Genomic DNA, 13,209 nt, shown 5'->3' on the forward strand with positions numbered 1-13,209 from the left:
CCCCTTTGGCCGTTATCACCTTGTTTCTGGGTGGGGGGGGGGTTAACCCCTGCGGCCACGCCATCTGGAACCTAGAGATATGCGGTCCGGGGGGGGGGGGGGGTTGGGGAGGGGGATGAAGCTTTGTAGTAGTAAACCGGCTCATTGATGGCCACGCCATCAAGCAGGGCATCAAAGCGGGTACTCGATAGGTCGATGCGGCCAAAGGCTGCGTCATCAGCCGCATTGACGAAGGTGGCGGTGGCAACTCGTCCCTGCTCTTTGATCACCGGGCGCTCAATCGCTTCTAGGTTGGTACAAAAGGCTTGCTCGTATACTACTGGAGGGGCCGCGACAGTGACGGAGAATGGGCCTCGATCGACAATATCGAAGCCTGCTGCTTGCAGCTGCTGGACTGCCGTGTCTATATCTGTCCTACTGGCGAGGAAGCGATCGACCGTATCGCTGGTGATGGGAGTGTCCGTATCGAGCAGGGAAGATCCGGTGCGCGATCGCACTACTGCTTCGGCATAGACTCGATCGGGTAATTCTGGCTGACTGGGTGTGCTCATGTTTGCCTTTACCGGCAACTGATCTCTGAGATTCTCTACAATAGATATTCCCAGTTAAGAAGGATAAAGATCAAGCAATCAGCCGTATTGTATGAAAATGTATTGTTTCTTCAGGCTGCCTCGACCTCTGGGAAATTCCTTCAGGGGGCAACGTTTATCACCCACTTCATCCATTGCAAGAGCGATCGCCCTCCTGAAAGACGATGCAGACTTGGAGCCTTCGCTGCGGCTAAGCTATCCACCGATCGCAGCGCCGCATACTGAAGACCCAAAAAGCTATCTACCGCTGCGTAGGGGCCGCCCAAGGTCATCGCCCCTGCCGCATAGACTCGCCCTTGCCCCGATCGCAGGTCAGGAAGTTCAAAATCCTCGGATACAGCCAGGCGTCCTAGGGGATTCAAGGGTAAGCCATAGCAGGTGACCAGATCATCCAACAGTGGATTGGCAGACACCTGGGCATCTAGGCCCGTGGCATCAATAATAAAATCGGCTTGCAGTTGGCGGGTACCTTTAAAGTCGCGATCGCGAATATAGGTTAAGGTGCCCTGGTCAGCACTCGGCTCCACCCGTTCCACCTCTCCAAACTCAATTTTGTACCAGCCTTGGCGTAATCCCTCTTGGACAATCTGCTGCCAGTCACGGCGATCGGCGGTGGTGGTGCCGCCCCAATCTGCCAGCAGCCGTTGACGTTCCGCAGGACTAGCTTGCTCCAGCATCACCTGCAGATCGCCGCCCCAGCAGGCTTTGGGCCAATTAAAGGGCTGCAGTTCGTAATGATTTTTCACCTGTCGCTGGGCAGTCCGAAAGCGATGTCCACTGGGTTTGGGCGATCGCATCAGATGGAGCAGATAGATCTGGGAGTTGGTTTGACGGGCTTCATAAATGCGCTGCACCACCCGCGATGCCACAATCCCCCGTCCCCGAATCATCACGGTGCCGCCGAAGGTTTCCAGGTGTTGATAGACATGGTCATGCTCTTCGTAGGCATTGACCACCGTTTTAAAGTCATGGGTGGCGGCTCGATAGGCCTGCAGATCGGGCAGAAACTGAATGGCGGGGTAGCCGGTTGCTAGATGCAGGTAGCGGGCGACGACAAAGGCATGGTCGCGGCGATCGGCGGTGGAACGAGAATAGGCGATCGCATACCGTCCATCTGTAGTTTGGCGAATGGAGCGAATCCGCCCGTAGTCAAAACAATGGTTCCAGCCAATGCGCGCAGCTTCGCGGTCGATGGAGGCAAACACCCGCCCCGATCGCGGCGTATAGGTTTCTGCCAGCGTCGGTTCGGCAAAGACCTGCCACAGGTACCGTAGGGCAGGGGCAAGCTTGCCGCGACCCAGATCATCCCAAGCTTCCCGCAGAGCGTAGCTCGGCCAACCCCAGATATTGTCTGGGCAAGAGTCTGAGTTAGAACGCAGCCGTTCATGGGGAGGAATTTGGGAATTGAGGCAAAGACGTTGGTAGCGGGCGTAGGGCACTGCTTCCATGCCAATGCTCAGAATCTGCTGAGCGGACACCCCGCCCAGTCGCAATAGATCCACCCAGATAAAGCTACCGAGCCCTGCCCCGAGGGCCACATAGTCAAATTCGCGGATGGGTAGCCCTGTATCCATGAGATCCCGCAGAGATACGTGGGGCTGCTGAAAGAGTGGTGGTGGAAAGGAGGCTCCCGATGTCGGTGCGCTAGCTTCAGGAAACAGAATGGTGGAGTTGGTTGAGGTCTCGGACTCGGACGGCTCAGTCTGTCCCTCGGTAGACCAGGTTAACGTTAGCGTGTAGGGGCCAATCAGCAGGCGATCGCCCTCGCTGAGGACGGCGGATGCTTGGCGATCGCCATTCACGAAGGTGCCATTGCTGCTGCGCTGATCGTCTACCACTACCTCATCCCCCGCTTGCCGGAGCAAGGCGTGGAATCGCGACACCTGGCCACTGTCTAGCACCATGCGCGACACCCGTTGCCCGTCAAACTGAGCTGGCATGTGGGCAAAGTCTCGCCCGAGGGCGATCGGCAACGATAGCACAGGAGTTCGCAGTTCCCCCGTGGCCGGGTCTTCCCAACTTAGTTGCAAACGGAGAGGCGGATCACTCATGGGAATTTACGGATATGCCGGTGGATCAACAAGCGATCGCCCTTAGCGTTGCATGTTGTTTTCTGTCTAACCTTAGTGGGTGGAGCGCAGGACTGCTGGTGGGGCTAGCTCAGGCACTAGAGATAGGCGGTGACGACGTAGGGCTAGATCTTGATGTTCCTAGGTCTGCCTATCTTCTATCCCCAACCGCAAACTAGCATATCCGTTATACCATTCCTCCAGCCAGTATTAATTCAAGGGTGTTGCTGAACCGGGAGATGAACCTCTAGCTACAGGATCTGAACCTACGTACAACATGTTGCGGAATCATACCGCTATTCAGCAACGCCAATTCAAGAACAGTTGGAATGTATAGCCATAGCCGACCTTCTTGAGTCCATCTAGGGCGATCGAGCCAGGGCGATCGCTGTCCGAAAATCTTTACTGGTTGAGCCATAGACATGGGCGGAATGCGGAACGCGATATCTGTATCTCTAGTCTATGTCCTAATAAGGTCGGCTATGGCCATACAACGTCGGATGGGAGGTGGGCAGACAGACAACAATGAAGTTGATCTGATGGATGAGGCAAGTTTCGCACATCGGCTGACGACGATACAGGTCATCGCCGAGCGCAGTGAGGTGACCTGGGGTAAAGAAGATCATGACGGGTTGTGATCCACCATTTGGCGGCAGTTTCACCATCCTGTTGTTCCGTGCTATTTTGATGGTAAATAAACTTGGTCATCAGTAGAACTACTGAATCTTTTCCGGTTGTTCTATCCTCGCAGCAGGGCTAGAAAACTGTTAAATTACGAAGTTACGATTGCTGACTTAGCTATGTTAGGCTTGAGCAAACTACTTTGCAAACCCGGTTTTAAGTTATGAAGTATACATGAAGCGCAAAATCATTACGCATTCTCAAGGCTTTCTACATTAGGTCCCAGGAACCATGCAAAACAATTCAGGTTTTAGTCACCGCTGGTTACGTCGCGGCGTTTCGCTTTCTGTTCTGCTTCTAGTTAGTGCGGTTGCCGTCCAGAGGGCGCATCGTTTTAATATACCCTCCGCTGATCAACGTTGGTTGACTCTGGGTTCCCCAGCCTATGCCGAAGGAGCCTATGACTGGGCGCAGATTGAGCAAGATATTATTACCGTACAAAACCAAGCCCGCCAAGATCCAGCCAGCTTGATCCCGTTGTTGGAAGAACGCCTAGCTAATATGGATGATGCGGGTAGAATACTGAACAGTTGTGGCCCTAACTGTCATCTTCAAACCCGGGAAGGAAAGCAAGCTGTTCAAGAAGCCATTGATTTTTTGCGTCAACAGGCGGCGATTCCTTCCCTAGACGCTGCACCTAATGTTGCCCAGGCAGCTAAAGTCCATGCGCAAGATCAGGCTAGTGGTAGCACGGGGCACGCTGGCTCTGATGGCAGTACTGCTGCACAACGGTTAGACCGCACCGGAGCGCTTAATATATCTAGTGGTGAAAATATTGCCTATGGGCCGAGCACGGGGCAACGAGTGGTGCTGGATTTAATTGTTGATGATGGCGTGCCTAGTCGGGGGCATCGTACCAATATTTTTGACCCTAGCTGGACACATACTGGAGCGGGCTGCGGTCCCCATGCAGGGTATCGTATCGTCTGCGTTATTAACTACACCAGATTTACAAATCAGTTTAATGTAGTCAATAACAGTAGTGTTAACCTAGAGGCTGTAACCCTCGGCGACATGAACATTTTGGGCGATGCTCTGGCACCTGGCGAAACTCGGGAAATCACGTTGAGTGCCGAGCAGTGTGAAGGTAGTCTGGGCTTGCAGATGAGTGGCTATCTTCCAGCCAGTATGCCAAGTAGCATGGTATGTGGTTCCACGTTAACCGTTGACCCAGATAACTACTTTGAGCTTTCGTTTCAATAAGTCGTTAGCCGTAGTTTTGGCTGCATAGAAGGATTCAGACGGGTTAGGGTATCCAGACACTAGGGTACTTTGAACCCGAGTAGGTGGGTTTGGTTTGTATCGCCGCGACGTTAGTCGCCGAAGCGCTGGAATTTGATGCCTCAACCAAATTGATTAAAGGGTAGTGCTCAAGATGTAATACGGCATATCACTAGAACCCTTAAGAACTAGGGGTCTCATTCCACCATCATGACCAATCTTGAGCGCTATCGGTACAAGAACAGTGGGGTTGCCTATGCCAGGGTGATGGCTGGGATGCACCCTGATGAACACCAGTCCTGTATCCACCATCTCCGGCCATAGCTTTCGGGGCAATGGTGCTGCCAACGTCGGCCTCACTGAGTCCCAAGTATTGTCTACTTAGGGGCTGAGTGGAGCCGACGCCGCTTGAGCCGCATAACAGCCGCCTGATCTCCGCTTTTACATGCGCGATAGTGCAGTCACCTTCTTCAACTTGCTAGAATCGAGGCCATCCAGATCGTCTAGGTAAAGCCACCCTTCCCGCACGAGCTGGGAGAACACAAAGATGAGGACTGAATATCGATAGTCGTACTTGCCATCAATATCATGTCGCCGAGCACTGAGGTAGTCATGAACCTGCCAAAGGTCGTCTAGCCCTGTGATGCTGTGCATCTTAGTCTTAACATCGCTGACGAGGGCGCTAATTTCTCGTTCATAGGCTGCTTGAAAGGCCTTTTGAGCGATCGCCTTCTCCTCAGTTGTCCAGTCTGTATCTATTCCTTGCATTCTGAAACCTTATAATTATCATCAGTCTTTCTATTTTGCCGCGATTATTCAATGAAATCTACCCAATTTAGAGCAAAATTTTGAATTAATCTAATGCTTACAGTTGTTCCCACAGCAGGACGATATGCCCCGTCAAACCTAAACCTGGTTTGCGGGGGCAAGCAAGTACAAATACTTATTTATTAAGTCCAGTAGGCATAGCCTTAACGGCCGTAGCAGACTGCGGTAGGGGCAGGGTTTGATCCGCTCAGCCCAACGGCAGTGTCTTCGTCATCCTTGGGTTGGTCGCAACTGAAATGTTCAGTCATGATGGAACCATCAGCCGAGGATGCTTAAGAGGGCAGTTTCTTGATGGCCTTTACCGGCGGGCAGCCGGCAGGCGGTACCAAGGCAGATGGGGATACTCGTGATGCTCCCAGTGGTAGCCCAAATGATAGCAGGTGAGAAACGACAGCCAAACGGGATAGCCGCTGCTCACGGCTCGATGGCGATTAGGGGTTCCCTGATTACTGTGACGATGGGGTAGATATGTCCCAAAGATAAAAAGCTGGAAAGAACTGAGTACAAGTGGGCCGACCCAAAAGGCGATCGCATTGATGGGCGATACCTGAAAGCCATACACCAAGATACCCAATACTCCAATCCAACTGAAAACGAGATGCACTAAGCGGTAGCCCGACAGGTACTCCCCCATAAACTTGAGATACCAGGCCACCGGATGACAATGCACTCCGTCGTGGAAATCAGGGTCGCCAAGTTGAGCAGGACAGCGATGGTGGTCGCGATGCTGCTGGCGGCAGTGTTGGTAGGATAGAAATGCATACAGACCGACCGCAACATGACCCATGGCATGATTGAGCCGGGGATGTTGGGGCAAAAGGCTGAGATGCATTGCATCGTGGGCAACGATAAACAAACCGGTTTGGAGAACTGTACGCCCTATAATCGCAACCAGGACAACCAGCCAAGGGAGCTGAGCGATAGGTATATACAGAAGCCCCAGCAGGCTTCCTATCCAAGTAAGGAAAAGTGCGATCGCCCATCCCACGCCCAGCCAGTTCCCTGATTCAGAGAGGGGGCGGCGAGCCATTGACTCAGGGGAAGACGCCATGCAGAAAATATAGTTGAACCACTTGGAAGTACCTCCATTCCCACGATCTGAGATCAGGGAATGGAGGTAGAATTAGACTAGGCGCTAATCACCTGAGCAGGTATCTGAGCAGAGATTAACGGGTAAGATTTAACAGTTCTTTGGGTGATGCCAAGAGGTCAATAGCCACAAAGTAGATCTTATTCTCAGGGGTGAGTAAGAAACGCCAAGCCATGTTCATACCCACAGCAGCACCAAACCAAGGAGTTTGTACCTTGCCGGTGACTTTGATTTGGGTGTAGCCTTCATCAGCGGGTTCCAAAACACCTCGTTCGGGCATTAGCTTGAGGTTTTGGCAGTCTTCCCGGAAGAACTTCAAAACTGCATCACGACCGACAATCGGACGTTGGAAGGGAGGCTGAAGCGCACCATCATCGGTGAACAATTGAATCAACGCATCAAAGTCGTTGGCATTCATGTTGTTCATGTAGCTCAGCACGGTGGGGTTATCAATCCCTTCAATGGTAACGGTTGTCCGCTTATCGGCTACCACAGGCGGCACGATAGGCTCGGCTACGCTTTGGTAGGAACCGAGCTTTTTGGGATCAAAGCCCATGTCTACGACCGAATTGCGCAACACGGTGATCTGTTGACCAGACTCTAGGTTACGGATGGCTTGCAGGACAGCGGCGGCATTGGCGGAAAGCTGATAGCCTTCAGGAATGGGAGCGACGAGACCTTCATCCATCCACTGTCCAAGCTGGTACCAGAAGCCAAGCTTGATGTTCGATGACCACATGGAGTAGGTGCGGCAGATAGGGGTGTCAGCCCGGTTCGCCAAGTCACACATGGCTTGGGACTGCTCTTGGAAAGACATTTGCCGAATTTCGTTCAACGTATTTTCGGCAAACTGCATGTTGGCTGCACCGGGAGCCGCGATGGTGATGGTTTTTCCCATTTCCAGGTAGGCAAACCAAATCAGCGCTAGTTGATCTTCGGCATTCAGTTGAGTGAATCGAGCAATTGTAGCTGGCACAGCATCGGCAGAAAGGGTGCCGGGAAAAATACTGCGGGCTGATTCAATGGTAAAGGGCATAAGGTACCTCGCCTTAAACTACGGTTTCACAATCTCGAAAGGCATGATTTTAGACATTCCCAGCCATGGACGCATAGCTATGGGTTAACCCAAAATCGCCCCCAACCGCTCTAAAAATAGCCGTCATGACAGGGTTAGAATTCGGGGGACATCACTATTGTCTCAGCACGATGTCTAAGAATCCACTCTCTTGCGACAGATGCTTTTTTTAACAACGTCCTCAATTTATCACGAACTTGTAACATAAAGAAACATTTCTTTATGTATTGTCCATAGACATCCTCCCTTGCCACGGTATTCCGGCATCTCCAGGTCTGGGTCGAGGCAAACCGTAGGGCTTTCATTGTGGGACTCTTTAGTCGTAGACGGCGCGATCGCGTCCTATGTCAAGACATTTGCCCAGTAAAGTTAGAGCCTAATGTAAACGAATGTAACGAATAGATGAAAAGGCGATCGCCCTGAGAGGGCTAGCTAGGAGGCATCCATCAGTTCGAGGTCAACAATCGTCCAGAAACTATGCTGGCTGAGCGACGTTGTTTATCTTGAGGGCAGGTTGCGTGGAACGTCTACCCAAGGGAGAAAGCCAGAACCCATCCCGTAGTTCCCTGGGCGAAGTCGAAGGGAACGTTAGCGTCCTACTCAAGGAAATATTTCCGCTAGCCCTAGGGTTTTTGCATGAGCACGCTGTTGGCGGCGGCTAGGGACGCGCCACACCATGGGCAGCCAGACTTGAGATAGTCATAGGATGAAACTTGACCACATCGGGGGCATTTAAGTCCGTAGGCGGAGGGCCCCGTGGGTTTAGACGGTTTCAGCGGCAATGTCGTATCACCGGAATGCTCAACCGCAGGAGTGGTGACGATGGTGGCGACGGTATCTAAGACAATGGCTCCAACGTGAAGCTCAACCAGGCCTAGGCAGAGGCGATCGCCCTCGGCTAACGGCTGCTCGACGTCTAGGATGGGACGATGATTAAGCAGGGGAGGATTGCTGGGGCGTAGGCTTTGCACGTAGAACGTAGAACGTAGGGGATCATAGAAGAGTTCGACATGGAGTCCTGAGACGGTGGGATGGGACAATACCAAATCACATCGAGACGGATCTCGTCCAAGTCTGACCCTACCAACCTGTTTCGTGAGCATTTGATCGGTCACCGTAAACGACTTGCGTTGATCATGCTCTACCCATTCCAGCGTCAATCGATTCATGATTTAGTAGTTGAAATGCAACATCGTGATCCCGTTGACCTGATGAACCTCGGTATACCCAGCTATCGTAGGAATTGGTTCAGTCCTTCAGGCCTATTCTCTCACAACCGTTTCAGGACTGTCTCCTCTTTATAATGGGCAGCATCTCTTTCATGGGTATCCCAATTCATGTCTAGTATGCAACAGCATCGATGGCGGCGATCGCTCTCTATCTTACTCATCCTTCTGCTTTGGGGGATGGCAGGATGTCAGCCGCTGCAGGCTAGGGACAGCGATGGTATTCAGCACCTTACCCTTTGGCATGGCGTCAATCCACCGGCTAACCGCGACGTCTTAGATAACCTGGTGGCACAGTTTAACCAAAGCCATGATCAAATTGAGCTAGAAGCGCTCTATGTGGGACAGGGTGATCAGCAGATTCCCAAAATCCTCACCGCTGTGCTGGGGCAGTCTCCTCCGGATTTACTGTGGTATGCGCCCATGCTGACAGGGCAGTTGGTGGAATTGGACGCCATCCGTCCCCTGGATGATTGGTATGCACAAACCAAGATACTGGATGACTTGGATCCGAGTTTATATGAAGCGATCGCCCTGGAGGATCATCTTTGGTCGGTGCCCTTTGGGGTGAATAATGTAGGTATTTTCTACCGTCCTAGCTTATTCACAGAAGCTGGTATTGCCGAGGTGCCGCACACCTGGGATGACCTGCGTCAGGTCGCTCAGCAGTTGACAGATAGGGACGCCCAGCCTTCCCGCCATGGCATTCTTTTGCCGCTGGGTAAGGGAGAATGGACGGTGTTTATGTGGCTATCGTTTCTCTGGAGTGCATCCGGGGATCTGCTGGATCATGGTCAGATTCATCTCGTCACGCCAGAGGCGATCGCTGCCCTGCACCTCTGGCAAGATTTGGTGGCAGACGGCTCCGCCCTTCTTTCTCAGCCCGAGCGTGGCTATGAGTTAACGGATTTTCTGGCAGGTAAGGTAGCTATGCAACTGACGGGGCCATGGACCTTGCGAGAGTTGCGGTCAACGGGGGTGGACTTTGCGGTGATGCCGATTCCCATGGATCAGCAACCTGCTACAGCCATAGGCGGCGAGAATTTATTTATCTTTCGCACCCATCCTGAACGGGAGCAGGCCGCGCTGCAGGCCGCTGAATTCCTAGTCAGTGAATCAGCTCAAACTCAGTGGGCGATCGGCACCGGCTATTTACCCGTCAAGCTGCGATCGCGGCAAAGTGAGGCCTACCAAGCTGTGGTGCAAGACCAGCCTGCCCTACAAATTTTCCTCGATCAGGCTAAGCAAGGGCGATCGCGGCCGATTGTTGCCAACTACAATCGTCTGTCTGACCAACTTGGGAGAGCAATCGAAGCCGTGGTGTTACAGTCAAAATCACCGGAAGAAGCTCTATCTCAGGCTCAGCAGCGGCTGAACCGTATTCTTGGAACGTCTTCCCATTAGCGATAATCCATATGGGGAAATAAGCTAGTGTCAACATAGCTCAGCCGCGCCATGGGGCTGAGGGCTTCTAGAACCTGTTGCCCGTAGCTACGATGATTGACGCGATTATCCAACAATGCCACAACGCCCTGCGTTTCTCGCACGGGAGCGATCGCTCTCTGCAGGGTGCTCAGGGCTTCGGGTAGGAGATAGAGGCGAAACCAGTCTTGGCGGTTTTGCTTGTAGGCCGCGACTCGTCCAGCCACGAGGGGATTTTCGAGGGAGGGAATGGGCAGGGTTGCCATCACCAAGAGCTGCGGAGCTGGAAAAACGGCTTGGTGGTTTTGCCAAAACTGCCAGCCGCTCACCAAAATGCCGTTGTCATCCAAACAGGTTCGCTCCATCTGCACCCGCGATCCATACTCTGCGGCTAAAACGGAGGCAACTTGCGCCTTGAGGGGTGTGTCATCAACTAAAAGCACGGTTAACCCCGGTCGTTCGGCGCTAATCATCAGCAGATGACGGATTTCCAGCATCATGGCAGGCTGAAATTCTGGCGTATTGGGAAACGGTAGGCGATCGGGTACGTAAAGCTGAATGCTTTCCTGCTGGCGATCGGGGGCAAATTTTACACAGGTCATATCCCCCAACCCTAGGCGCTGGCGATAGACGACGGCTTGCGTATCTAGTTCTACAGCCCCGCCCATAAGAATGACAGGCTGGCGCTGCCACAGAGAGGCTAGTTGATCTGCTAACTCTAACGGACGACAGTGGAGGGAAAAGTGACCTTGGGCTCGGTCAATCTTAGCCCAGAGGAGATGGGGAGAATAGCGAAATTGCTGCCAGAAGGCTTGCCAAACCTTGGGTAATTGATCCAACAAGCCTTTGCCTTGCAGAACGCGCCATAGATCAAATAACGTATCTTGTTCTTGATCGTCTAGTCGATAGCAGTTGTAGGGATTGTCAGGATGCTGGAAGAGCGATCGCGTTAGATAAATTCGGACATCGCGAATTAGATCAACCTGGGTTGGGCAGGCGCGCATCAAGGCATCCCAGTGATTGGGCATTACCTTGGCGGTGAGCTGGTTTTGCACCCAAGCTTCTAGGTCATCAATGCCGTCAACTAAGGTAGGAATATGGTCGGGAATGTGGCCGCTGTGCTGGAGGCGATCGCTTAACCAGGCCTCGGGTGTGGTGATCAACAATCCCTGAAAGGATGGCGAGGGCCAGCGATCGCCCACCTGAATAGGCTTGGTGGTGGATATCCACTGCTGTAATCGAGGAATATCAACCTTCAGCAGCCTCGACTGCACCGCCGCCGGCACTACTAATACGACCCCTTCTGTCCACATGAGGGCCGGCAGTAGGTAGCTGATGCGATAGCGACCATGGTAGCCCGACGGTGCGCCGGTTTGAATCAGCGAACTGCGCCCTAGGCGCAGGGCCCGCGCCACTAGCCGCGCCATGGTTAGATGATGGGGCCAGCATGATTCTCCCTGCTGGCGCAGGAAGGCACGCAATTGCTGGTGGACTTCAACCTCAATCACAGGCGCTAGGGTTCCTTCCGGACAACTGACACATGAACCTCCATTGTGACATACTCTTTCATCGCCTACGGTAGTGCCGCTCTATGGATCGAGATGAGGTGAAAAAAGGCTCAAATCGTTACCGATGAAGGCGATCGCCCCTTTAGACAAGCCTGAACCAATGCTGGGGCAAGGGCTGGATGGCTATCAAAATGAAGATGCACGTAGCTGGCCAGTACCGATCCTTGGCAATATCCTTCTGCCTGGGGCGGCTGGTTCCAGCGACAGAGTTGGTAGGGAGCGGTGGGGGCGATCGCTTGGGGATCGGAGGTATCCCACACCTGCTCAGAATAGTGAAATCGATGTCCGCGCAGGCGACTGCCGGCGGGAAATAGGGTATCGGCAGCCACCACGGTCACGTCGGTATAGCCCAGGGTGGGGCGGCGACCCATCTGCACCCAAAAGGGCAAGAGACCCGCCCAGGGATGCCGTCCTTCCGGGGTGATCAGACCTTGGGACAGATACATCAGCCCTCCACATTCGGCATAGATGGGCCGTCCTGATTGGGCGAACTCCTGGATCTGCGATCGCAGATCGTCCCGCGCAGCCAGGCGCTCGGCATGGAGTTCAGGATAGCCGCCACCTAGATAGAGTCCATCCAGGTGGTCGGGCAAGCGATCGCTTAGGGGTGAAAAATAGACCAACTCTGCTCCCGCCTGCTGCAAGCGTTCTAGGTTGGCGGCGTAGTAAAAGCAAAAGGCTTCATCTCGGGCAATGCCTAAGTGAACGGGCGATGGCGTCACTTGGGGCGTCGGTGTGCCGCAGATGGGCGCGGCTTGGCGGGCTAGGTCAAGCAACTGATCGAGATCGAGATGGGTTTCCACGAGGTCTGCCAACTGATCAATATAGGTCTCGGCTAGGTGATCTTCTTGGGCCAGCCATAGCCCCAAATGCCGTCGCTGAATTTCTACCGATGCCTGGCGAGGAATGCCGCCTAGGACTGGAATACCTAGGGGAGCGATCGCTCTCTGGATGCGATCTAGGTGGGAAGCACTGCCAATGCGGTTGCAAATGACCCCGGCGATGCTGACCTCTGGATCAAAGGTGGCATAGCCCTGCACTAACGCCGCTGCACTACGAGCGATCGCCCTGGCATCCATCACCAACAGCACCGGAGCCTTCAGCCACTTAGCCATCTGAGCTGTGCTGCCTTCCTCCGTATCGCCATAGCCATCAAACAGGCCCATCACGCCTTCAATCACCGCCACATCAGCATTCTGACAGGCATGGTAGACAGTTTGACGGTTGACCAACGGCGATAGCATCCAGCCATCGAGGTTGTAGGACGTGCGCCCCGTGGCTAGGCGATGGTGACCCGGATCAATAAAATCTGGGCCCACCTTGAAGGGCTGCACCCGTAATCCTCGCCGCTGCCAAGCCCGCATCAGCCCGATCGCCACGGAGGTTTTTCCCACACCGCTCTGGGTACCCGCGATCGCCACCATGGGAATCTGTCGTTG

Annotated in this window: 11 protein-coding genes; 3 read left to right on the forward strand and 8 right to left on the reverse strand. The window is 53.5% G+C overall.

The genetic code is table 11. The annotated features are described in order from the left end of the window. Positions 1-71: 71 nt before the first annotated feature. Positions 72-551 (reverse strand): hypothetical protein, encoded by a 480-nt coding sequence (locus tag V6D20_15440; GenBank protein HEY9817174.1) that lies wholly within the window; start codon positions 549-551, stop codon positions 72-74. Positions 552-691: 140 nt separating this feature from the next. Further along, a complete protein-coding gene (locus tag V6D20_15445) occupies positions 692-2,641 on the reverse strand; it encodes an FHA domain-containing protein (protein HEY9817175.1) in 1,950 nt (649 codons plus the stop codon). 500 nt (positions 2,642-3,141) lie between these two features. Between V6D20_15445 and V6D20_15450 the strand changes: the two genes are divergently transcribed. After that, entirely contained in the window at positions 3,142-3,297 is a 156-nt protein-coding gene (locus V6D20_15450; GenBank protein ID HEY9817176.1) for a hypothetical protein, read from the forward strand. A 406-nt stretch (positions 3,298-3,703) separates the two neighbouring features. Then, positions 3,704-4,543 (forward strand): CAP domain-containing protein, encoded by an 840-nt coding sequence (locus tag V6D20_15455; GenBank protein HEY9817177.1) that lies wholly within the window; start codon positions 3,704-3,706, stop codon positions 4,541-4,543. Positions 4,544-5,002: 459 nt separating this feature from the next. Here V6D20_15455 and V6D20_15460 read toward each other — a convergent pair whose 3' ends face one another. From V6D20_15460 to V6D20_15475, 4 genes are all read right to left on the reverse strand, one after another. Then, positions 5,003-5,329 (reverse strand): hypothetical protein, encoded by a 327-nt coding sequence (locus V6D20_15460; protein HEY9817178.1) that lies wholly within the window; start codon positions 5,327-5,329, stop codon positions 5,003-5,005. 358 nt (positions 5,330-5,687) lie between these two features. Beyond that, positions 5,688-6,440: a fatty acid desaturase gene (locus V6D20_15465; protein HEY9817179.1), complete on the reverse strand. Its 753-nt coding sequence runs from the start codon at positions 6,438-6,440 to the stop codon at positions 5,688-5,690. Between the two features lie 115 nt (positions 6,441-6,555). Beyond that, entirely contained in the window at positions 6,556-7,515 is a 960-nt protein-coding gene (locus V6D20_15470; protein HEY9817180.1) for an orange carotenoid-binding protein, read from the reverse strand. A gap of 662 nt (positions 7,516-8,177) precedes the next feature. Further along, positions 8,178-8,723 (reverse strand): FHA domain-containing protein, encoded by a 546-nt coding sequence (locus V6D20_15475; GenBank protein HEY9817181.1) that lies wholly within the window; start codon positions 8,721-8,723, stop codon positions 8,178-8,180. Positions 8,724-8,900: 177 nt separating this feature from the next. Here V6D20_15475 and V6D20_15480 point away from each other — a divergent pair, with 177 nt between their 5' ends. Beyond that, positions 8,901-10,184 (forward strand): ABC transporter substrate-binding protein, encoded by a 1,284-nt coding sequence (locus V6D20_15480; GenBank protein HEY9817182.1) that lies wholly within the window; start codon positions 8,901-8,903, stop codon positions 10,182-10,184. On the opposite strand, the gene V6D20_15485 is transcribed toward V6D20_15480, so the two are convergent. Both V6D20_15485 and V6D20_15490 read right to left on the reverse strand, forming a co-directional pair. Continuing rightward, entirely contained in the window at positions 10,181-11,710 is a 1,530-nt protein-coding gene (locus tag V6D20_15485; protein ID HEY9817183.1) for a helicase C-terminal domain-containing protein, read from the reverse strand. The genes V6D20_15480 and V6D20_15485 overlap by 4 nt on opposite strands. 110 nt (positions 11,711-11,820) lie before the next feature. Continuing rightward, positions 11,821-13,209, reverse strand: a 1,389-nt coding sequence (locus tag V6D20_15490) for a cobyrinate a,c-diamide synthase (protein ID HEY9817184.1), incomplete at its 5' end; no start/stop codon positions are given.

It is taken from the genome of Candidatus Obscuribacterales bacterium (assembly GCA_036703605.1).
Lineage (GTDB): Bacteria > Cyanobacteriota > Cyanobacteriia > RECH01 > RECH01 > RECH01.